A 21933-nucleotide genomic window follows, 5' to 3' on the forward strand; every position below is an offset into this window, starting at 1 on the left:
AGTTTGCGGGCGTTTGTATTTCTGGCGAATAGCCAGTTTTGAGTAGATTCGAATATGTTGCCTGTAATCGCCCTTGTAGGGCGCCCCAATGTGGGTAAATCCACCCTGTTCAACCGCCTGACCAAGAGCCGCGATGCGCTTGTGGCCAATTACGCCGGCCTGACCCGCGACCGCAAATACGGTGAAGCGGAATTCGAGGGCCGCAAGATGATTCTGGTAGACACCGGGGGCATCAGCGGCGGCGAAGAAGGGATCGACGCAGCGATGGCCCAGCAATCCATGCAGGCCATCGAAGAAGCGGATTTTGTTCTTTTTCTGGTGGACTGCCGCGCGGGCCTGACACCGGCCGATGAGATGATCGCCGAGCGCCTGCGTACCCGCTCCAAACCGACCCTGTTGGTGGCCAACAAGGTCGATGGCGTAAATCCCGATATCGCCCTGGCACCCTTCTATGAGCTGGGAATTGGCGAGCTGTTCCCGACTACGGCGACCCACGGGCGCGGTGTGCGTACACTGATGGAACGCCTGATCGAGGGGCTGCCGGAAACACCGGAAGAAGAGGTTGAGGAAGAGGCGACCGGTATCAAGATCGGTATCGTCGGGCGTCCCAATGTCGGCAAGTCCACGCTGGTAAATCGCCTGCTGGGGGAAGACAGGGTAGTCGTTTACGACCAGCCTGGTACCACCCGTGACAGTGTGTATATCAATTACACCCGTGACGACAAGCCTTACACCATCATCGATACCGCGGGTATTCGCCGCCGCAAGAACGTCAAGGAGTCGGTGGAGAAGTTCTCCATCGTCAAAACCCTGCAGGCGGTGGAAGACTCCAATGTGGTGGTTCTGGTCATCGATGCCAGCGAAGGCCTCGTGGACCAGGATATGCACCTGATGGGCAGCGTGATCCAGGCCGGCCGTGCGCTGGTGGTCGCGCTGAACAAGTGGGACGGGCTGGATCCGGATCACCGCGACTTCATCAAGACAGAGCTGGAACGTCGCCTGCGTTTTGTGGACTTTGCGGATATTCACTTTATTTCCGCACTGCACGGCACCGGCGTTGGTAACCTGTACCAGTCGATCGAGGCCGCTTACCAGTCTGCGACGGACAAGCTTTCGACAAACCACCTGACGCGTATTCTGCAGTGGGCGGTAAGTGAGCACCAACCGCCGCTGGTCAATGGGCACCGTATCAAACTGCGATATGCGCACGCGGGCGGTCAGAACCCCCCGATCATCGTGATCCACGGTAACCAGACGGAAGAGGTGCCAAATCACTACGTGCGTTATCTGGAAAAGACCTTCCGCAAGGCGCTGGAACTGCACGGCACACCGGTGAAAATCGAATTCCGCACGGGCAAGAACCCCTATGCGGATAAGAAGAACAAACTGTCTGATCGTCAAAAAGCGAAGAAGCGCCGCCTGATGAAGTTTGTGAAAAAGAAGAAATAATTCAGGCTGAGGCGGGCGGCGTAGTATTCGTACAATGAGCGCGGTTGATCGGGCGCGGGCTAAACTTGCCCCGCGCCTGGCCGCCCTCTACCCATGCGGTAGGAGCCTGCTTGCAGGCGACCACTCAAAGGATAAGGAGAATCTATGCCAAGCCTTAAAAATCCCGACCTGTTACGCAAACAGTCCTACATCAACGGCGAGTGGATAGACTCGGACTCCGGCGAAACCCTCGACGTTACCAACCCTGCCACCGGCGAAATCGTCGCCTCGATCGCCAGCTGTGGCGCTGCCGAAACCGCCCGTGCTATCGAAGCGGCGGATAAAGCCTGGGGCGCCTGGCGGGATCTGACTGTCAAAGAGCGCGCTAAGATCCTGCGCGACTGGTACAACCTTATCATCGACAACGTCGATGACCTGGCAGCGATCCTTACCGCGGAGCAGGGTAAACCCCTGGCCGAAGCCAGAACCGAAATCATCTACGGCGCCAACTATCTCGAGTGGTTTTCCGAAGAGGCCAAGCGCGCTTACGGTGACGTGATTGCGCCACCGTCCAGGGACAAGCGCATTGTCGTTATAAAGCAGCCTGTCGGCGTAACTGCCTCGATCACGCCGTGGAATTTCCCCAGTGCGATGATTGCGCGCAAGGTGGCCCCGGCACTGGCCGCGGGCTGTACCTTCGTGTCCAAACCCGCCTCGGAAACACCGCTGTCCGCACTTGCCCTGGCGGTATTGGCGGAGGAGGCCGGAGTACCTGCCGGCGTATTCAATGTGGTGGTGGGGAAAAGTTCGCGGGAAATCGGCAAGGAAATGACCGGTAATCCGCTGGTGCGCAAATTTACCTTTACCGGTTCCACCGCCGTGGGTAAGCAGCTTCAGGCCCAGTGCGCGGAAACCATAAAGAAAACCTCGATGGAACTCGGTGGCAACGCGCCGTTTATCGTATTCGACGATGCGGATATCGATGCAGCGGTCCAGGGTGCCATCGTGTGCAAATACCGCAACGCCGGCCAGACCTGTGTCTGCGCCAACCGGATCTTCGTGCAGGAAGGTGTCTACGAGGAATTCGCAGAGAAATTCACCCGGGCGGTGACGTCTCTGAAAATGGGCAACGGAGCTGAGCAGGGCGTTGAGGTCGGTCCGATGATCAATGCCCGGGCTGTGGACGATGTGAAGGCCCTGGTGGAAGACGCGCTCGGCAAAGGTGCCAGAGCGATGAGCGGAGGCGGTGCCAGTGACATGGGTGAGTGCTTCTTTACCCCCACAGTGCTGGCAGGGGCCGATGACACCATGCGCCTGTTCAGGGAGGAGATCTTTGGCCCTGTGGCGCCGCTGTTCAAGTTTTCCACCGAGGAAGAGGTTATCCGTATGGCCAACGATACGGAGTTCGGCCTGGCGTCCTACTTCTATTCCCGGGATATCGGCCGTATCTGGCGGGTTGCGGAGCAGCTGGAGTACGGCATGGTTGGTATCAATGAAGGCATCATTTCCAATGAGATGGCGCCGTTCGGTGGTGTAAAGGAGTCGGGCGTCGGCCGCGAGGGCTCCAAGTATGGCATCGATGACTATCTTGAGATCAAGTATCTGTGCATGGGTGGGATTTGAGCTCGACGATGCAGATGAATCCAATAGGTGTTGTGCACTCCTGTTTTACGGAGAAATTTGGCATACCCCGCCAGCCATTGCTGGCGGATGCCAGTCGCGCGGCCATCGAGCTGCTGCCACCACTCAATACCCCCGATGCTGTCGCCGGACTTGAGCAAAACAGCCACCTGTGGGTCATTTTCCAGTTTCACGAAGTGGCTGGCCAGTGGTCGCACAAGGTGCGTCCCCCACGCCTTGGTGGCAACAAAAAGCTGGGGGTTCTGGCGACCCGTTCGCCTTTCCGGCCGAACAATATTGGGTTGTCGGTCGTGCGGCTGATTGAAGTGCGCACCACGCCAAAGGTTGAGCTGATCATCGGCGGCGCCGATCTCTTGGATGGCACGCCGGTGTTGGATATCAAACCCTACATTCCCTACGCCGATGCGATCCCGGGAGCCACCAGTGAGTTTGCCGGGAGTGCGCCGGCAGCGACCCCGGTACATATTCCTGAGCCTGTCCTGCAGTCGGTGCGAGCCTACTGCGATGACTGGGATACGGATTTGGAAACATTGATCCGGCAGGTGCTCGGGCAGGATCCCAAACCGGCCTACCAGCAACCGGATCCCGAGCGGGTGTACGGGATGGAACTGTGCGGCTTCAACCTGCGCTGGTGTTACCGCGATGGCGGCATACAGGTATTGGCGCTGGACAGCCTGGCCGCAGGAGTTGCCTCGTGAATGTAAAACGCAGCGTGCTGACCCTGGCTGAGTTCATCCTGCTGGCAGTTCTGGTGGTCAGCGCGGTGTCCTGGTACCACAGCCGCAATATGCCCAAAGGGCCCGCGCCACAACTTGAGCTGGCGGATATCGAGGGTCAGCTTGTCGATCTTCATGCGATGACGGAGAACGGACCTGTACTGATCTATTTCTGGGCGACCTGGTGCGGCTACTGCCGCGTCGTCTCACCCGCCGTTTCCGATATGGCTGCGGATCACCAGGTCATCTCCGTTGCCCTGCAGTCTGGCGATGACGCGGAAGTGGCGGCCTATCAGGAAAAGCATGAGCTGGCGTTCACGACCGTCAACGATCCTACCGGGGCGCTCAGTAATAGCTGGGGATTACAGGTTACCCCGACAGTCGTCATCGTCGACAGTGAAGGGCAGATCAGTGCCGTGACATCCGGCATGGCGTCAAAATGGGGGCTGCTGGCCCGAATGTGGCTGGCCAAGTAGCCAACGGGCGCGTTAACCCGGCATTAATGCCGGGTCTTGGAGGGATCCAGGTCATCGCTCAGCACATCGTCGTACACCGGCTGTCCCGGAATCTTGTGGCCTTCACTGGCCCACTCACCCAGGTCAATCAACTTGCAGCGCTCGCTACAGAATGGGCGATGCGGGTTCTTGTTGCTCCACTCAATGGGCTTCTTACAGGTCGGGCAGCTGAGAGTAGGACGATCGTCAGACATGGGTAACACTTTCAGTCGGTATATCTATGGAAAAATGGGTTCAGGCGGATTGCGCAAGCTGGAGATAACGCTGGTGGAGGTCGTCTACCTGTTGCTCCAGTGCCGCCAAAGTGCCGCCATTATCCAGAATATCGTCCGCTTTTGCACACCGCTGCGCCCGCGAAAGTTGCGCGTCCATGATCTTGCGAATCTGCTCGGGCGAGTTGCCATCCCGGGCGCTGGCCCTTTCCAGCTGCAGAATCTCGGGAATATCCACCACACAAACCCGCTGCACCAGCTCTGACTGGCCCGACTCGATCAGCAGTGGGGATTCAAGAATGGCATAGGGGGCTGAGTGGGTTTCTGCACTGGCCGCCAGCGCCTCAATGATTTCCTGGCGAATCAGCGGGTGCAGCAATTGCTCGAGCCACTGTCGCTCTTCCGCATTGTCGAAAACCAGCGTGCGCAGGGCGGCCCTGTCCAGGTGGCCATTGGGCTGAATGACATGGTTGCCGAAATGGCTGGCGATTTCTGCAAGAGCAGGTCGCCCCGGCTCAACCACAATTCGCGCCGCCAGGTCTGCATCCACCACATTCACGCCGTGATATCGAAAGCGACTGGCGGCCGCTGACTTGCCGCTGCCAATCCCACCTGTAAGACCGACGATAAACATAAGCGGTTACCCGTTTACGAGGACAGGCCGGAAACCCGGAAATACCAGCCGGTGATCTGCTCTCCCCAGAGCATCGCAATCCAGGCCGCGCCGGCCAGATACGGGCCAAAGGCGATGGGAAGGTTCTTGTCCCGCCCGGAGATCAATGTCCACAGAATGCCCACCAGTGCGCCCACCGCGGCAGACAGCAGGATCACCAAAGGTAATACCTGCCAGCCAAACCAGGCGCCGATGGCCGCCAGGATCTTGAAATCCCCCGCGCCCATACCCTCTTTACCGGTTACGAACTTGAATACGTGGTACACGCTCCACAGCGCCAGGTAGCCCGCAATGGCCCCGATCACGGCATCCTGCAGGGGGGCAAACACGCCCCAGATGTTGATCAGCAAGCCGGCCCATAGCAGTGGCAGGGTGATGTTGTCTGGCAGCAGTTGCTTGTCAAAGTCGATGCCGGTCAGCGCCACCAGGGCCCAGGTGAAAAACACCCCGGCCAGTGACTGCCAGGTGAAACCCAGTTGCCACACCACAATTGCGGTGAGAATGCCGGTTACCAGCTCCACAAGCGGATAGCGCTTGGAAATGGGCGCACGGCAGTTGCCACACTTGCCGCCGAGCAGCAGGTAGCTGATGACGGGGATGTTCTGCCACGGCCTGATCACTTTCTCGCAATTGGGGCAGTGGGAGTGGGGCAGGACCAGGTTGAAGGTCCCGTCCAGCTGCGCCTGTTCGGCGGCGGAAGGTGTCTTATCAAAATAGCTGTAAAAGTCCCGCTGGTATTCCCTTTCCATCATGATCGGCAGGCGGTGGATCACAACATTGAGAAAGCTGCCAACAAGCAGGCCCAAAATAAAAGCGCTGCCTAGGAGCAGCGCTTGGTGGGATAAAAGTGTATCGAGCATTGAAGTTACTTTTGCAGTTTTACACAACCTGGCCGAGCTGGAAGATGGGCAGGTACATGGCAATCATCAAGCCACCAACCAGGATACCCAGTACGGCCATGATCATCGGCTCCATCAGGGTGGTCAGGTTGTCCACCATGTTATCGACTGCCTCTTCATAAAAGTCCGCAGCCTTACCTAGCATATCGTCCAATGCTCCGGACTCTTCACCGATGGCTGTCATCTGCACCAGCATAACAGGGTAGAGGCCTGATGCGCGCATGGCGCTATTAAGCGGGATGCCCGTTGCCACCGAATCGCGAACTTTAAGAGTGGCTTCTTCGTATACGACGTTGCCTGTTGCACCTGCGACAGACTTGAGTGCGTCAATTAGTGGGACACCTGCGGCAAAGGTGGTAGATAGTGTGCGGGCAAAGCGGGCAGCAATTGAGTTATAGGTGATCTGGCCAAAAATAGGCAGTTTTAGCATCAAACGGTCGAAAAAGTTCGCGACATTTTTGTTGCGTTTTTTTACTTCCAGGGTTCCGCCAATACCGACTATGAGAGTCAAGAACGCAAAAAACCAGTTTTCTTGCATCCACTCGGAAATACTCAACACAAAAAGAGTAAATGCCGGGAGATCAGCGCCGAAACTGGAAAAAGTCTGGGCAAATTGTGGCACGACTTTTACCAGCAAAATAGCCGTGACTACGATAGCTACCACGATTACTGCAATCGGGTAGGTCATGGCCTTTTTGATTTTGGCTTTTAATGATTCTGTTTTTTCTTTGTATGTCGCAATTCGATCCAGCATCGTTTCCAGTGCGCCGGACTGCTCACCAGAGGCAACCAGGTTGCAGAAAAGGTCGTCAAAATACAGGGGGTGTTTACGCAGGGCGTCAGCAAAAGCGGTACCGGACGCCACTTCATCGCGGATTTTAAGAATCAAATCTTTTAAACCCGGGTTATCCAAGCCATCGGCCACAATTTCAAAGCTTTGTACGAGTGGGACACCAGCCTTCATCATGGTCGCCATTTGGCGGGTAAATAGAGCGATGTCGCCGGGCTTGACCTTCTTGCCGCCGCTAAATAATGGTTTGGGCTTTTTCTGGACCTTATTTGCAATGATACCTTGGCGACGCAATTGAGCCTTGATCAGTGCAGGGTTGCTGCCGTTGATCTCTCCTTCGACCTTATTGCCTTTAGAGTCAACGCCTTTGTAAATATAGGCAACTGAGGCGGTGGCATTGGCCATGGTTATTTTTCCCACTGATTAGTACTTAGGGTGGCTATTCAGCCGATTTATTAGTCGTTGGTAACCCGGTTGGCTTCTTCCAGACTGGTGACGCCCATAACGACTTTCCGTAATGCAGAAGTACGCAGGTTGTTGAAGCCCTCCTTGCGAGCCTGGTCGGCGATCTGAATCGAATTTCCGCCTTCCATTATAATTCGCGATATTCCATCAGTGATGCGAACCACTTCATACACGCCCACGCGCCCTTTGTAGCCATTGGAGCAGTGCTCGCAACCAACAGGCTGGAAGATCTTCCATTCGTTTTTGGGGATCGTTACGGTATCAAAACCTTCTTCTTTTAAAACCTCATCCGGCAGCTGTGCCGGTTTTTTACACTCCCCACACAGGCGCCGAGCTAGGCGCTGGGCGATGATAACGCTGACAGAGGTTGCGATATTGAAAGTGGGAACCCCCATATTCATCAGTCGGGTCAGTGTCTCTGGTGCGGAATTGGTATGCAGGGTCGAGAGAACCAAGTGGCCTGTTTGTGCAGCCTTGATCGCGATTTCCGCCGTTTCCAAATCCCGGATTTCCCCGACCATCACAATGTCCGGGTCTTGTCGCAGGAAGGAGCGCAATGCTTCGGCAAAGTTAAGGCCGACTTTATTGGATACGTTGACCTGGTTAATACCCTCGAGGTTAATCTCTACCGGATCTTCAGCAGTAGAGATATTGCGCTCAGGAGTGTTAAGGATATTCAGGCCAGTATATAGCGATACTGTTTTGCCTGAACCCGTAGGCCCGGTTACCAGGATCATGCCCTGAGGCTGTGCCAGGGCGTCCATGTAGATTTTCTTCTGATCCTCCTCGTAGCCAAGCGCATCAATGCCGAGCTTGGCAGAAGAAGGATCAAGAATTCGCAGTACGATTTTCTCGCCCCAGAGCGTTGGCAGGCTGTTTACCCGGAAATCAATGGCCTTGGTTTTGGATAGCTTCATTTTGATCCGGCCATCCTGGGGGACACGACGCTCGGAGATATCCATTTTGGACATTACTTTCAGGCGCGCTGAAATGCGGGTGGCCAACTGAATTGGAGGGCGTGCCACTTCGTGGAGTACGCCGTCGGTGCGTAGTCGTACCCTGTAGGATTTTTCGTAGGGCTCAAAGTGGATATCTGATGCCCCTGTTCGAATGGCATCTAGCAGGACTTTGTTTACAAAACGTACAACTGGGGCCTCATCGCCGCCCGGTTCGTTATCATCTTGTGCCTTGGTGTCTCCAGATTCTACATCGAGCCCGTCAAGATCTTCATCATCGAGTCCTTCTAGGCCGCCACCAATATTGTCGCTGTTGGAAAGGTAGCTTTCGATTGCCTTAGCCAGCTTGTCGGCTTCTACTAGTACTGCATCGGTGTTCAGGCCTGTATTGAAATTGATCTCATCAAGCCCAGCCAGGTTGGTGGGGTCGGCTACGGCAACGAACAGGCGATTCCCCCTTTTGTACAAGGGGAGGGCAAAGTGCTTGGAGATCAGCTTTTCATCGACAATATCTCTGGGTAGCAGGTCGAAGTTGTAGCTGCTGAGGTCAAATAGGGGGGAACCGAAAGCCTGTGCGGCAATATTGGCCATCTCCCGGCTCTTGATCAGCTTGGCCTCTACGGCATGTTGGGCAAAACTCTGTCCCTCCCGTTTGGCAGCCTTGAGGGCTGACAGCGCGGTGGCCTCATCGATTGCGTTGTCGGCCACTAGTCTCTTGGCCAGGCCGCTCAGGGGAGTGCTACTCATAGGGAACCGCTGTTATTTGTCTTTTATGTAGTTAAAACAGGCTTGCTGGAAAAACGATCAGATGCAGGCGCTTTTAATGCCAAATCCATTGTGCAATATATCGAATTAAACCGCGCCAGCCAATTGTTGCTGGAACTTGGGTGTTCGATGCCTGCTCTGTCTTTGTTGTGGTCGGGGACGAGTCAGGGTGCTTCAATTGACTTGTCGTTAATTTCTTCATTGGCTGAAGTTGGCGTAGGGTGACAAATTCTGTCACTTTGACTAGGTACTGATCAATAGCTATGTTTTTTGGCTAAAAAAAGAGCCGTTTAGAGGTGACTATCCTCCCATTAATGTATTCGGGGGCAATTTTCGCGCTTGCGCCTGTCAGCAAAATGCTTGTATTGTAATTGGCGACTTCCTCACCGGATTTCAACTTCATAACCAAAAAAGTCTGTATGGAGACGGTTACAATGAAAAAGCAACAGGGTTTTACTCTTATTGAATTGATGATCGTGGTTGCGATCATCGGTATTCTGGCTGCCGTAGCGCTGCCGGCTTACCAGGATTACACCACTCGCGCGAAAGTGAGTGAGATCATGGTGCAGATGTCTGCCATGAAAAACAGCATGACCGAGTGTATGACCACTGCAGATGACATCACAACTTGTGATGCAACGGGCTCTGGTATTGACACCGCTGCTCTTGAGGCAACCAAGTACATTGATGGTACAACTCCAATTGCAATCACTGCACCGGGTGGCGCTGGACAAATTGCTACCATCGTATTGACTCCAGACTGGGCTGCTCTGGGCGTTGCTGGTGGTGCCGGCACTGTTACCTATACGGGCCGCGCATGTGCTGGCGGCACTGCTTGGGAATGTGGTGTTAGCGCTCCCGCCACCATTGGTAAATACTTCCCTGCTTCTTGCCGTCAGGCTGACAGCGTTGCTCCGGCAGCCTGCTAAGTCCCAAATCCTTAGGATACTCTGTGATTTTCGGTCACAGCAAAAGGCCTCGCATATGCGGGGCTTTTTTGTAAGCAAAAGTTCGGTTTTAGCTCTCGAGGTATTTAACTTGCTTTGAATACCGGCGATGAAATTGCTCCACATCAAGTATATTTCCTCGGTTATTAAGTCTTGATAGCTGGGATCGCGATATCATTCTTGTAGATCGATCACTCGAGATTCTGATGTAGTATCTATTGCCTGATGATTGATCGCTATTTTCCATACATTTCTATCCAAGTAACTTGAGCCGGCTAATCCTCGGTTCTGTTATCCTGCGATCCTAATTCATCCCCTTATTTCAGAATGACGACAAGCGCTGAACCAGTTGTTCGCGTGCACGGTAATAAGCATTGAAACGAACTCCGTGCTGGGTAGCTTTCACCAAAGTTTTGTGGTCAGTAGTGTCGCGGACACTAGAATTATGATTGTTGGTTTTATGATGAGGAGTTACCGTTTATGGCTAGTACCTCTCGCACCCTCGAAACCGAGTTCCCCGATCTCGCCGACAGCATCCGTCACTTAATCCAGGACAGCATCCAGTACAAGACTTACCACGACAATTACCACAAGCTCGACAAGACGATTCGCGGCCTGGAAGAGCGGGGAGTTGCTACCGATGACGACCACTTTAAAGAACTGAAAACCCAGCGGGCCCGTCTTAAAGACCAGCTTTATCGCGAGGCTAAGGAGCATCGCAGCTAGTTCGTTAGCTCGGCTTCAGTGAAAGCTGCGAACACCCTGAATCTCGCCCCACTCCAGGCAGCGTAGCTTCTGTCCAACCAGATGGATTACCGCATATTGCCCGCCACCCTGTTCGGTGCTTACCTGCAGCCGGCCTTCAATCAGCAGTATGTTCCCGCCTTTGATTTCCGCGCGGTGACGCTGTTGCACCTGTTCCCACAGCACCACATTCACCACTCCAGTTTCATCTTCCAGAGTCAGGAACATGACGCCGGCGGCGCTGCCGGGGCGCTGGCGGCAGGTAGTGAGGCCCAGGATTGTCACTTGCTGCCCGTCTTTACCGTTTGCTAGATCGCAGGCGCGCAGCAGGTTGCGATACCGGTGCTGTTTGCGCAGCAGGGCGATGGGGTGTTCGCGTAGGCTGAGGCCGGTGCTGGCGTAGTCGCTGTAGGTATTGTCTTCCAGGGTGTGCTCGGGCTGGTGCTCGCTGGGCAGGCTGTCCAATTGGCTGCTCAGGGCTTGCCAGGTGTTCTGGTAGCGGTTTTCCGCCAGGCTGTGGAAGCTGTTGGCGCTGGCCAGGTAGGCGCGTTGTTCGGGAGAGATGGTTACGCGCTGGTGGAAGTCTTCCAGAGACTCGAAATGGTGCTGCTGACGCTGGGTAGTGATTACTTCTGCACTGTCTTCGTTGAGGCCTTTGATCAGGCGCATACCCAGGCGCAGGGCTGGTGCGCTGGTTTTGTTGTCGTGCTGGTGCAGGTCGCTGGATCCCGGCTTTCGCCGGGATGACGAAGCGGGAAATTCCAGGCTGTGGTGCCAGTGACTGTACTGCACATCGATGGGCAGTACCGTGACGTTGCGGCGCTGGGCGTCGTAGACCAGCTGCGCAGGTGCATAAAATCCCATGGGCTGGCTGTTGAGCAGCCCGCAGTAAAAGGCCGCCGGGTGATGGTGTTTGATCCAGGCGGAGAAGTAGGCCAGCAGGGCAAAGCTGGCGGAGTGGGACTCCGGGAAACCGTAGGAACCAAACCCCTTCATCTGCTCGAATAGCTGTACCGCGAAGGCATCGCTGTAGCCGTTGGCGCGCATGCCGGCGATCAGCTTTTCCCGGAACTGGATCAGGTTGCCATTTTTTCCCCAGCTTGCCATGGCGCGGCGCAGGGCATCGGCCTCGCCACCGCTGAAGCCGGCGGCGACCATGGAGAGCTTGATCACCTGCTCCTGAAAAATCGGCACGCCGAGGGTGCGTTCCAGCACCGGGCGCAGGTTCTCGTGGGGGTAGTTGACCGGCTCCAGTTTCTGCTTGCGCCGCAGATAGGGATGCACCATGCCGCCCTGGATCGGCCCGGGGCGGACGATGGCGATCTCAATCACCAGCTCATAAAAGCGCCGCGGCTGCAGGCGCGGCAGCATGCTCATCTGGGCGCGGGATTCGATCTGGAAGACGCCGACCGTATCCGCCCGGCACATCATTTCATAGACCGCTGGGTCGTCTGGCGGGATGTCCTGAAGTTTCATTTTGCGGCCATACAGCGCCATATAGGTCAGCGACTTGCGCAGGGCGGTGAGCATGCCCAGGGCAAGAATGTCCACCTTCATCAGCTTAAGGTCTTCAATATCTTCCTTGTCCCACTGGATGATGGTGCGCTCTTCCATTGAGGCGTTTTCCAGCGGAACCAGATTGCTGAGCGGCTGCTCGGTAATGACGAAACCGCCCACGTGCTGGGACAGGTGCCGGGGAAAGCCGTAAATCTGTTGCAGCAGTGTGGGGAGCATTCGGCCGGTGGTGCTGTCCGGGTCGATGCCGGCCTTTTCCATCTGTTTCGGGAAATCTTCCAGCGTGTCCCACCAGGTGCGCTCGGCCTGCAGGCGCTCGATGGTGGCGGCACCGAGGCCCAGTGCCTTGCCGATATCCCGCAGGGCACTTTTGAATCGGTAGGTGATTTTGGTGGCGGCGAGGCCGGCGCGCTCGCGGCCGTATTTCCGGTAGATGTACTGGATGATTTCCTCGCGCCGCTCGTGCTCGAAATCCACGTCGATATCCGGGGGCTCATTGCGCTCGCGGGAGATAAAGCGCTCGAACAGCAGGCCGATTTTGTGGGGGTCTATCTCGGTGATGAACAGGCAGTAACACACCACAGAATTGGCGGCGGAGCCACGCCCCTGGTACAGGATGTGCTGGCTGCGGGCGAACTGCACAATGTCGTAGATGGTGAGGAAATAGTGCTCGTATGCGAGCTCTGCAATCAGCGCGAGTTCGGTTTCGATCTGCTGCCGGATGTGCTCTTCCGGGCCCTGGGGCCAGCGGGTTTTCAGGCCATACTCCACCAGACTGCGCAGGTAGTCGCTGGCACAGGTGTCTGCGGGGATTACTTCCGAAGGGTACTGGTAGCGGAGCTCGGACAGGCAGAATGTGCATTGCCCGGCAATGGCCGCAGTGTTTTCAAGCGCGTCACTGGGGAACAGGTTTTCCATTTCCCGCAACGGGCGCAGGTAGCGCTCGGCATTTTGCTGCAGGCGGTACCCCAACTGATCCAGTGAGCAGTTGTGGTAGTTGGCATTGAGCACGTCCTGCAGGGGTTTCCTGCTGCGGTTGTGCATCAATACCGCATTGGTGGCGACCAGTGGCAGTTTATATTTCTGCGCGAGGGCAAGGAGTTTCTGGTGTTGCAGATTTTGCCCGGGAGATATGGTGTTGCGGAGAGCAATCCACAGCCTGCAGCGGAAGTGCGCCTGAAGTGCTGCGGGGATATCGGCAATTTCATCGCCGGGTATCCACAGGCAAAGCGCACTTGTGCAGAAGCGAATCACATCTTGCAGCCGGGTGTGGTAGCTGCCCTTTTCACAGCGCAGGCGCGAGTGGGATATCAGCTGGCAGATTTCGCTGTAAGCCGTTTTGTGCTGGGCCAATAAGACCAGCTGCTGGCCGTCTTCCTGCAACCGAAAAAAACTGCCGCAGATCAGCTTGAGCCGGCTGCCGGTGGCTTTGAGCTTTTCCAGTTCACTGTAGGCGCGAACTACACCGGCCATGGAGCACTCGTCGGTAATCGCAAGGGCTTGGTAGCCAAGCTCACTGGCAGTTGCGACCAGCTCTTGTGGGTGCGAAGCGCCCTGGAGAAAAGAAAAGTTGCTTTGGCAAAAAAGCTCGGCGTACTGCATACCGGTGTTTTCGTTCACTCGTCATACCGGCGTATGCCGGTATCCAGGAATGGAGTGCTGTGGTTTCGTTGTACTCCTGTTGCTGGATCCCGGATCGAGTCCGGGATGACGGGGCTCTGGTGGTTTGGGGTATACCATTGTGAGCAATTAGCGTCATACCGGCGTAGGCCGGTATCCAGAGTTAGAGTGCTGTGGTTTCGTTGTGTTCCTGTTGCTGGATCCCGGATCGAGTCCGGGGTGACGGGGTGCTTGTTGTTACTGGAGTATTTCGGAGTACAAGTCATTCCAGCTGGAGTTACTACTTTCGATCAGTGCCCGCTTCCAGGCCCTGTGCCATTTTTTAATTGCTTTTTCTCTCTGAATGGCACTTTCCATTGTGTGGTGTAATTCATACCAGACCAGCATTTTCACGTTGTACCTCTGCGTAAAACCTTCAGCTACACCTTCCTTATGCTGCCAGATCCGCTGTACAAGGTTGGATGTGACTCCCGTGTAAAGGGTGCCATTGCGTTTGCTGGCAAGGAGGTAAACGCAAGGTTGCCTTTGGTTATGAATAGACACCATGCAGAAACCAGTCCTCAGAGGTCAGATCCTGGAATACCCAGTACAGGCTGCCCTGGTTGCCGCGGGCAATGTAGTAGTCGCGGGCGTGGCGGCGGTGTTGCCACCAGTAGCCGTCGATGCGTTCCGGGCCCTGCAGCAACTGCAGCTCGCCGTCGTAAAACAGCTTGTGTTCCTGCTGCTGGATTCTCTCCGGCCTCGGCAATAGCCAGCTTGGGCGGGGTGCATTCACCGGGTGGAGCTGGTGGCCGCGTGGCTTGCTGTGCAGGGTAAGGCTGTCGGCACTGGCCCAGGCCTGCTCAGGCAGGTAGCTTTCCTTAAGCGTCACACCCGAGAGCGCTTCGTGGCCGAGGCGGGCCTTGAGCTTGTCGATCAGCTGGTAGCTCTCGTGCAGCTTGCTGCCTTCATCGAAAAAATCCTCGCGCAGGGCCTGTGCCTCCAGTGGCCGCAGCTGGTGGCAGCGCAGGGCGAGCGTCTGGACCGGTTCTTTCAACTCTACCCGCTCCAGCTGTAATTTAGTGAGGGCAATCAGCCGTTGCGGATCGAACAGTGGGCGGGAAACGTCCACGTTGACCTGTTGCTTGCCGCGGCTGCCGTAGTCCAGTACCCAGGACAACTGCTGGCTGTAGAGCTGGCGCCGCTGAAGTTGCCGGCAGAGTTCGCGCACCAGGCGCCCGGCGGGAAACAGCAGCTGCTCACTGTTATCCAGCGGGCTGGGGAAAAAGAGTTCGCTGTGAAACTCTGGTGGCGGCTCGTAAGTGGGTACCGGATCCGGACGGGTGCCGTTGAGGCGTGCCAGGTAGTCGATGAAATTACGCCCGAAGCGATTGCCGACTTCCGACAGGGGTATGGCCAGCAGCTGGCTCACCCGCTTGATCCCACTGGCATAGAGTTTGGCGATGGCTTTGTTGTTGCAGTCGAGCAGTTTGCTGGGGGCAAAGCTGATCCACTGGCGCCACTGCTGTGGGGTCGGCGGTGTTTTGGTCTCGGCCAACCACTGGCGATGCTCCGGCAGCTGGCTTAGCAGGTGCGCGGCGCAGGGGCTGTGGCCTATTCCCATAAAATGTTGAATGCGCATTTTGTGCAGCTCTTTGCGCAGCTGGTACAGCAGGTTGGCGAGGCCACCGCGCGCCTTGAGGCTGCCGCTGAGCTCCAGATACAGGCAGGCGGGGCTGCTTTCTCCCTGCTCTGTTTTCCGGTTGCTATCGGTACTGGCCCGGGGGGAAACCAGCGGGGTGAAACTGTAGCCCCACTGGGCCAGCTGTTGCAGCAGCTGGGCTTCCCGCTCCAGATCCCGTTCGAGTAATTCCAGCGCCGGACAATAGGCACAGGCGGTGGCGATACTGAGGCCAGCAGTGACATTGCGCGCCGCGGCGGCGGGGTTGGACTCCACGATCAGGTTCTTCTCTGCCACCGCCAGTGGCGTGTCTTCGCCCTGCTTGCGCGCGCGGGTGAGCGCCTCCAGAGGCAGTTTGGGAAACTGTATGCAGAGCCAGAGCATGGGGAACTCCTTCCTGAAGCGGGGGGTTAGTGCAGTGGCTGGTCGCGCCGCACCAGGTCGGCGCGGCGGGCCAGATGAATACGCTGGCCGGACTTTCCGTTCAGCTGCTTGAGCAGGTGCACTGCCAGTTGCTCGCCATCGCCCTGCAGGTGCAGGCGCAAAGCTGCGGGAGAAGGGGTGGCGGCGCTTGAGCCGGGACGGAAGTGGAAGTGCAGGCCGTCGCCTTCGCGGGCGGCCAGTTGCAGGCGGCGCAGGTCTTTGTCTGCAGGTGTCTCGTTGCCCTGCCAGCTGACCAGGGCACCACAGGCGCCGGACTGCAGTGACTGCTCCGCCGTCCAAAGCTGGTCGCGCTGCCCCCTGGGGTGAACGATGAGTAACTTCTCCAGCTGCACGCCGGCCTGAACCAGTGCCGGTGCGTAGGGAATATGGGGCGGGTTGACCAGTATCACCATGCGCCCCTGGCGGGTCATCTCCGCGAGGGTGGGCAGTAGCAGCGACATTTCACCGATACCGGCCTTGTCTACCAACAGTTCACTGGTGGCGCCGCGGGGCCAGCCGCGACTGGCGAGCAGGGCATCCAGCCCGCGGTAACCGGTCTCGATCCCGGTGCGGGGGCGGCGCTGCTGGGTGGCCAGTTGCCAGATATCCGGGCGGGTCAGCAGCTGTTGCAGGGGCTGAGGCTGTGCTGGCTGACTGCCGGCCTGTGTACTTAACTGCTTGTTTTGCATGAAGTTTTCGGCACTGTTCACGGTCTGCTTGCTCCCTGGGAGTGGTTAACTGGGTATCCATACAGTATCTACTGGCAATTTATACAGTAGTTGTTCGGGGGCGGCAAGACCGTACCAGGTTCATTGGCACTTTTTTGCACAGGGCAAACCGGCTATGATTCGGCCTCTTTATTGACCGGCAGTTTTGAACAAGCGAGGGGACAGGGTGAGTATCAAATCCGATAAGTGGATTCGTCGTATGGCTGAAAACGAAGGCATGATCGAGCCATTCGAGCCGGGTCAGGTGCGCCATGGCGCCGGGGGTGACCGACTGATTTCCTACGGCACATCCAGTTACGGTTACGATGTGCGCTGTGCCAGTGAGTTCAAGATCTTCACCAATGTGCATTCGGCGACTGTGGATCCGAAAGCCTTTGACGAAGACAGCTTTGTGGATGTGACTGGCGATTACTGCGTTATTCCGCCCAACTCCTTCGCTTTGGCGCGTACGGTCGAGTATTTCCGTATCCCGCGCTCTGTACTGACCATCTGCCTGGGCAAGTCCACCTATGCCCGCTGTGGCATCATCGTCAACGTGACCCCGCTGGAGCCGGAGTGGGAAGGGCATGTCACCCTGGAGTTTTCCAATACCACGAACCTGCCGGCCAAGATCTACGCTAATGAAGGTGTGGCGCAGATGCTGTTCTTCGAGTCTGACGAGATCTGTGATGTGTCCTACAAGGACCGCGGCGGCAAGTACCAGGGCCAGCGCGGCGTGACCCTGCCCAAGACCTGATCGTTCTATTCTGAAATTTTTTTGCCATGACTGATTTTCCCGCCCAGGCCGATGTGCTGATCATCGGCGCCGGCGCCGCCGGCCTGATGTGTGCGGCGGTGGCGGGCAAGCGTGGACGCAGCGTGCTGGTGCTGGACCATGCCAACAAAGTCGGCAAGAAGATCCTGATGTCCGGTGGCGGCCGCTGCAACTTCACCAACCTGTACACCGCGCCGGACAATTTCTACAGCGAAAACCCGCATTTCTGTAAATCCGCCCTCGCCCGCTATACCCAGTGGGATTTCATCGCCCTGGTGGAAAAACACGGAATTCCCTACCACGAGAAAACCCTCGGCCAGCTGTTCTGCGACAACAAGTCGCGGGATATTGTCGACCTGTTGCTGAGCGAGTGCCGCGAGGCCAAGGCCCAGATCCGTACCCGCTGTGAAATCCAGCGTATCGAACCGCTCGATGAAGAAAATGCCGGCAAGGGCTTTGAGGTGCATACCTCACTCGGTAAGGTCGTGTGTCAATCGTTGGTGGTCGCTACCGGCGGTCTGTCGATCCCGACCATGGGTGCCACCGGTTTCGGCTACGAGATCGCGCGGCAGTTCGGCCACAACATCATTCCCACCCGCCCGGCGCTGGTGCCCTTTACCCTGAACAAGCGCGCGCTGGAACGGCAGAAAGAACTGCCCGGTACCTCGCTGGCGGTAAATGCCGGCTGTGAGCAAGGGCATTTTCACGAGCAGATGCTGTTTACGCATAAGGGCCTTTCCGGACCGGCGGTTTTACAGATTTCCAGCTACTGGCGCGAGGGTAAAAAGGTCGAGTTTGACCTGGCGCCGGGCATGGATCTGGCTGAATGGTTGCGGGAGCAACGCGGGAAAAAACCGGAGAGCTACCTGCATACCGCACTGGGCGAGCTCTGGAGTAAAAAACTGGTGCAGTTTTTCCTGCAGAAAAATGCACTGGAAAGTAAACCCCTCAAACAGTACAGCGACGCGGCCATACAGGATGCCGGGCAAAAACTGCAGTACTGGTCGGTGATACCGGAAGGCACGGAAGGCTATCGCACCGCAGAAGTTACCCTGGGCGGAGTGGATACCAATGAAGTGTCTTCCCGCAGCATGGAGAGTATGAAACAGCCGGGCCTGTACTTTATCGGCGAGGTGCTGGATGTCACCGGTTGGCTGGGTGGTTTCAATTTTCAGTGGGCCTGGGCCTCCGCGCATGCAGCGGGAGCTGAAGTATAAAGCTCCCCGCCTCAATCACCGGCCGAGGTGCGCGTCAGGTAACATTGCAGCAGTTCTACCAACCGCGCTTTCTCATCTTCGTTGAATACGCTCAGAAGTTGATCCTGTGTGGCCACGTGGTGTGCCATCACCTTCCTGATGAGCGTGTGTCCCTTCCTGGTCAGTGCGACCTGCCTGCTCCGCTTGTCTGTAATCCCCACTTCACGCCGTATTAGACCCTGTTTTTCCAGGGAGTTCAGGCGGCTGGTCATTGAACCTGAGGTTACCAGTAACTGTTCCAGTAACTGTGTCGGCGTCAGTGTGTGTGGTGGTCCGCTGCGTAGCAGCGTAGCCAGTACATCGAAGGCGGCGTCGGTCAGGCCGTAACGGCGGAACGTCTGCGACATTGCCTGAGTCATGTGCTTGTTCACAAGCTGCAGGCGGCCTATCAGTGCCATTGCCGCGGTGTTAAGTTCTGGCATCTGCTCTGCCCAGAGCTTCTGAATATGATCCAGGTTGTTCATATCGACGCAAAGGTAATTAATCTTGAATTCAAGATACCAGTCCTTTATCTTGAATTGAAGATACTTCTTGGGTGATTACGGAGGTGCAATGAACAAGGGTGGCCTGGTCTACTTTGCCAAGCGATATCTCCCGCTGGCAGGGGTTGTGGGAGGACTGGCGGGAGCGTTCATCTACGCCGCGGGCGGGTTTGGCAGTAGCGTTGTTACGGCACAAGAGTTTGTCAATCTGCAGCAGGGCAAAACGATCCATGCGGGATTTCGTCGCGCCCACGCCAAAGGGTTTTGTGTCAGTGGGACGTTTGTGTCCGATGGCGCGTTACAGCCTTACACAACGGCGAGCGTGTTCTCGGGGCGTACCACTCCGCTGATTGGCCGCTTTTCCGTGGCCGGCAATGACCCGACAGCTCCGGATCTAAAAGCCCCCGTGCGCAGCCTGGCTCTGAGCCTTGCCGTTGATGCTGGGGACGTCTGGCGTACGGCGATGAATACGCCTCCGGTGATGGCCGTGCGTAATCCGCAGGATTTCTTCCAGCAGCTGACCGCCCTGGCACCGGATGAAAAGACGGGAAAGCGGGATCCGAAAAAAATACAGAAATTCTTCGCCGAACACCCGGAAAGCAAGGCGTTCACCACCTGGGCTGCCGACTACAGGCCCAGCGGCAGCCTGGCCACGGAAACCTATCACAGTATCAATGCGTTTTACTTGGTGGACGGTGAGGGAAAGCGTCGTGCTGTCCGCTGGGAGGCACGTCCGGGTAAAGCAGGGCAAGAGGAATCGGCGACCAGCGCTGGAGACGGGAAGGATGCCCTGCATCAAGAGTTTTTTCGTCGCCTTGAGCGTGGGCCAGTAACGTTTGATCTGGTGTTCACCTTGGCGGATGCCGAGGATGATGAAAACGACCCCTCGCAGCCCTGGCCGGAAACGCGGCAGCAACTGGTCGCCGGCAAGGTGATCATTACGGATGCGATGCCGCAAACCAGTGGCAGCTGTAATGCGATCAGCTTTGACCCGCTTGTTCTGCCAGAGGGAATGGCGGCTACTGGGGATCCTATCCTGCGCGCGCGTTCGGCCGCTTACGCGGAGTCTTACCGCCGCCGCGCTATAGAGCACTGGAGAAGTGCGTCGCAGGAGGACAGCTGATGCCTTACCCGGAAAACAGTATCAAATACTACAGTTTGAGTGCCCGGGTGCTGCACTGGGGAATGGCGGCACTATTACTTTCCATGCTATTTGTCGGTTTACTCATGGTGCGCAGCCTGGAACCCTGGCAGCTCACCCTGCTGGCGCTGCACAAATCATTCGGGGTTGTCGCATTTATTGCGGTATTGTTTCGAGTTGCTGTGCGGTTAAGTGTTAGGCCTCCCGAGCTGCCCACCGAGCTTTCCGGTATTCAGCGTTTTATTGCCAGGATCAGCCATCTGTTGCTGTATGCGGCCATGATTGCGCTACCCATCAGTGGTTACCTGATGCAAAATTCGGCGGGCCGGCCTGTTGAATTTTTTGGCCTGTTTTCCCTGCCGCCGGTATTACCCATAAGCCTTGATAGCTATGGTCTATTGCGCGAATTACACGGGCTGATCGCGTTGGGGCTTATCGGGCTAGTGCTATTGCATATTGCTGCCGCGCTTCATCATGGTTGGGTTCGTAGGGACGGGGTGTTGCAGACGATGCTCTTTCAGCGAGAAAGTTGATGTGAGCAAAGTTCATTTATACTCGCTGGGTTAATGTAAGCTTTGTTTCACGCCGGGCTTGCTTGGACTTCCACATATAATGGAGACCCCGTATGGGAGATGTACTGCCATTCAAGAGAAAAACCGCCTGGCAGAAGCACAAAGGCAGTAGTCTATGTCGAGATGGTTTCCACAAGTGGGTTGTGGTGACCGAACGGAAGTTTGATGTCAAACAGGGAAAGCTGGTCACGGAGTATCGCTGTCAGCGTTGCGGGAAAACCAAGACAGAATTGTTGTAAATAAAAAAGCCGGCATTTCTGCCACTGCTGTCCCATAGTTTGGGAAAACTGAAAAAGCCTGAAGCCCAAATGGTTACAATGTTAGCGCCAGCAAACATAACAACCAGAAGGGCTTCAGGCTTTGTCACATCATAACACCGCTTTTCACCAACTACTCAAACCCCTTTCGAGACATGAATTTGAGTCCTTGGTCAGGCAATATCATGTTGGGCAAAAACTGCGCTCTGCCAGCCGGTGGGACCAATTCGTCGGCATGGCAATGTCCCAGCTTTCTGGACGACAGAGCCTGCGGGACATCCAATCCAACCTTGAGGCCCAGCAGCACAAGCTGTATCACTTGGGGGCCCAACCTATCGCCCGGACGACACTGGCTCGGTTAAATGAAAGGCAGCCAGCTGAGCTATATGAAGCTCTGTTCTACAAGCTCTTGAGACGCTGTAAAAATCAACCTGGAAAGCACAAGTTTCGCTTCAAAAATCCCCTCTACTCACTGGATGCCAGTGCCCTGGATTTGTCACTGAAGCTCTTTCCTTGGGCGGCCCATCGCGATGATGCGGCCAACGTAAAACTCAGTGTTGGCCTCAATCACTCGACGGATGTTCCTGAGTTTGTAGCCCTTAGCGATGGCAACGAAAATGACATGGTTGAGGGGCGCAAGTTCTCTTTCCCCAAAGGCAGCATTGTCGCCTTTGATAAGGGCTACGTGGACTACCAGTGGTTTGGAAGCCTTACAAAACAAGGGGTTAGCTTTGTAACCCGCCTTCGAGCCAAGGCCGTCTACCGTGTTCTTGA

General features: G+C 56.3%; 22 protein-coding genes. 12 read left to right on the top strand and 10 right to left on the bottom strand.

What is annotated here, in order from left to right; translation table 11 throughout:
- Nucleotides 1-54: 54 nt before the first annotated feature.
- From der to ACNKU7_RS14445, 4 genes are all read left to right on the top strand, one after another.
- Complete coding sequence (gene der / locus ACNKU7_RS14430; protein ID WP_418297697.1) at nt 55-1449, top strand: ribosome biogenesis GTPase Der; 1395 nt, start codon at nt 55-57, stop codon at nt 1447-1449.
- A gap of 144 nt (nt 1450-1593) precedes the next feature.
- A complete protein-coding gene (locus tag ACNKU7_RS14435; protein ID WP_418297698.1) occupies nt 1594-3051 on the top strand; it encodes an NAD-dependent succinate-semialdehyde dehydrogenase in 1458 nt (485 codons plus the stop codon).
- 8 nt (nt 3052-3059) lie between these two features.
- The gene (gene tsaA, locus ACNKU7_RS14440) at nt 3060-3767 is read left to right on the top strand and encodes a tRNA (N6-threonylcarbamoyladenosine(37)-N6)-methyltransferase TrmO (protein ID WP_418297699.1); all 708 of its coding nucleotides are present in this window, start codon (nt 3060-3062) and stop codon (nt 3765-3767) included.
- Nucleotides 3764-4261 carry a protein disulfide oxidoreductase gene (locus tag ACNKU7_RS14445; RefSeq protein WP_418297700.1) on the top strand — a complete coding sequence of 166 codons (498 nt, stop codon included), beginning with the start codon at nt 3764-3766 and terminating at the stop codon, nt 4259-4261. Before tsaA ends, ACNKU7_RS14445 begins: the two co-directional genes overlap by 4 nt.
- A gap of 23 nt (nt 4262-4284) precedes the next feature.
- Here ACNKU7_RS14445 and yacG read toward each other — a convergent pair whose 3' ends face one another.
- The 5 genes from yacG to pilB are packed head-to-tail and all read right to left on the bottom strand — an operon-like array spanning nt 4285 to nt 9042.
- The gene (gene yacG, locus ACNKU7_RS14450) at nt 4285-4494 is read right to left on the bottom strand and encodes a DNA gyrase inhibitor YacG (RefSeq protein ID WP_418297701.1); all 210 of its coding nucleotides are present in this window, start codon (nt 4492-4494) and stop codon (nt 4285-4287) included.
- A 40-nt stretch (nt 4495-4534) separates the two neighbouring features.
- Entirely contained in the window at nt 4535-5146 is a 612-nt protein-coding gene (gene coaE / locus ACNKU7_RS14455) for a dephospho-CoA kinase (RefSeq protein WP_418297702.1), read from the bottom strand.
- Nucleotides 5147-5160: 14 nt separating this feature from the next.
- Nucleotides 5161-6045, bottom strand: a complete 885-nt coding sequence (locus tag ACNKU7_RS14460; protein ID WP_418297703.1) for a prepilin peptidase — start codon at nt 6043-6045, stop codon at nt 5161-5163.
- A 19-nt stretch (nt 6046-6064) separates the two neighbouring features.
- Nucleotides 6065-7279 (bottom strand): type II secretion system F family protein, encoded by a 1215-nt coding sequence (locus ACNKU7_RS14465; RefSeq protein ID WP_418297704.1) that lies wholly within the window; start codon nt 7277-7279, stop codon nt 6065-6067.
- Between the two features lie 50 nt (nt 7280-7329).
- Nucleotides 7330-9042, bottom strand: coding sequence for a type IV-A pilus assembly ATPase PilB (gene pilB / locus ACNKU7_RS14470; protein WP_418297705.1), 1713 nt, complete (start codon nt 9040-9042; stop codon nt 7330-7332).
- Between the two features lie 452 nt (nt 9043-9494).
- On the opposite strand from pilB, the gene ACNKU7_RS14475 reads away from it, so the two are divergent.
- Together ACNKU7_RS14475 and ACNKU7_RS14480 are read left to right on the top strand one after the other, a co-directional pair.
- Nucleotides 9495-9989 carry a pilin gene (locus ACNKU7_RS14475; protein ID WP_418297706.1) on the top strand — a complete coding sequence of 165 codons (495 nt, stop codon included), beginning with the start codon at nt 9495-9497 and terminating at the stop codon, nt 9987-9989.
- Between the two features lie 498 nt (nt 9990-10487).
- Nucleotides 10488-10733 carry a YdcH family protein gene (locus tag ACNKU7_RS14480; RefSeq protein ID WP_418297707.1) on the top strand — a complete coding sequence of 82 codons (246 nt, stop codon included), beginning with the start codon at nt 10488-10490 and terminating at the stop codon, nt 10731-10733.
- A 15-nt stretch (nt 10734-10748) separates the two neighbouring features.
- On the opposite strand, the gene ACNKU7_RS14485 is transcribed toward ACNKU7_RS14480, so the two are convergent.
- From ACNKU7_RS14485 to imuA, 4 genes are all read right to left on the bottom strand, one after another.
- Nucleotides 10749-13868 carry an error-prone DNA polymerase gene (locus tag ACNKU7_RS14485; protein WP_418297720.1) on the bottom strand — a complete coding sequence of 1040 codons (3120 nt, stop codon included), beginning with the start codon at nt 13866-13868 and terminating at the stop codon, nt 10749-10751.
- A gap of 255 nt (nt 13869-14123) precedes the next feature.
- Entirely contained in the window at nt 14124-14432 is a 309-nt protein-coding gene (locus ACNKU7_RS14490; RefSeq protein ID WP_418297708.1) for a GIY-YIG nuclease family protein, read from the bottom strand.
- Nucleotides 14416-15930, bottom strand: a complete 1515-nt coding sequence (locus ACNKU7_RS14495) for a Y-family DNA polymerase (protein WP_418297709.1) — start codon at nt 15928-15930, stop codon at nt 14416-14418. Before ACNKU7_RS14495 ends, ACNKU7_RS14490 begins: the two co-directional genes overlap by 17 nt.
- Before the next feature lie 26 nt (nt 15931-15956).
- Nucleotides 15957-16679, bottom strand: coding sequence for a translesion DNA synthesis-associated protein ImuA (gene imuA, locus ACNKU7_RS14500; RefSeq protein ID WP_418297710.1), 723 nt, complete (start codon nt 16677-16679; stop codon nt 15957-15959).
- A 184-nt stretch (nt 16680-16863) separates the two neighbouring features.
- On the opposite strand from imuA, the gene dcd reads away from it, so the two are divergent.
- Nucleotides 16864-17433, top strand: a complete 570-nt coding sequence (dcd, locus tag ACNKU7_RS14505; protein WP_418297711.1) for a dCTP deaminase — start codon at nt 16864-16866, stop codon at nt 17431-17433.
- A 26-nt stretch (nt 17434-17459) separates the two neighbouring features.
- The gene (locus tag ACNKU7_RS14510) at nt 17460-18668 is read left to right on the top strand and encodes a BaiN/RdsA family NAD(P)/FAD-dependent oxidoreductase (RefSeq protein WP_418297712.1); all 1209 of its coding nucleotides are present in this window, start codon (nt 17460-17462) and stop codon (nt 18666-18668) included.
- Between the two features lie 11 nt (nt 18669-18679).
- Here ACNKU7_RS14510 and ACNKU7_RS14515 read toward each other — a convergent pair whose 3' ends face one another.
- A complete protein-coding gene (locus ACNKU7_RS14515) occupies nt 18680-19171 on the bottom strand; it encodes a MarR family winged helix-turn-helix transcriptional regulator (RefSeq protein ID WP_418297713.1) in 492 nt (163 codons plus the stop codon).
- An 88-nt stretch (nt 19172-19259) separates the two neighbouring features.
- On the opposite strand from ACNKU7_RS14515, the gene ACNKU7_RS14520 reads away from it, so the two are divergent.
- From ACNKU7_RS14520 to ACNKU7_RS14535, 4 genes are all read left to right on the top strand, one after another.
- Nucleotides 19260-20312: a catalase family peroxidase gene (locus tag ACNKU7_RS14520; RefSeq protein WP_418297714.1), complete on the top strand. Its 1053-nt coding sequence runs from the start codon at nt 19260-19262 to the stop codon at nt 20310-20312.
- Nucleotides 20312-20863, top strand: coding sequence for a cytochrome b (locus tag ACNKU7_RS14525; protein ID WP_418297715.1), 552 nt, complete (start codon nt 20312-20314; stop codon nt 20861-20863). The genes ACNKU7_RS14520 and ACNKU7_RS14525 overlap by 1 nt, the downstream gene beginning before the upstream one ends.
- A gap of 92 nt (nt 20864-20955) precedes the next feature.
- On the top strand, nt 20956-21141 hold the full coding sequence (locus tag ACNKU7_RS14530) for a hypothetical protein (RefSeq protein ID WP_418297716.1): 186 nt from the start codon (nt 20956-20958) through the stop codon (nt 21139-21141).
- Between the two features lie 121 nt (nt 21142-21262).
- A partial coding sequence (locus tag ACNKU7_RS14535; RefSeq protein ID WP_418297717.1) for an IS4 family transposase occupies nt 21263-21933 on the top strand: 671 nt, incomplete at its 3' end.

The organism is Microbulbifer weihaiensis, assembly GCF_048323715.1.
Taxonomy (GTDB): Bacteria; Pseudomonadota; Gammaproteobacteria; order Pseudomonadales; family Cellvibrionaceae; genus Microbulbifer.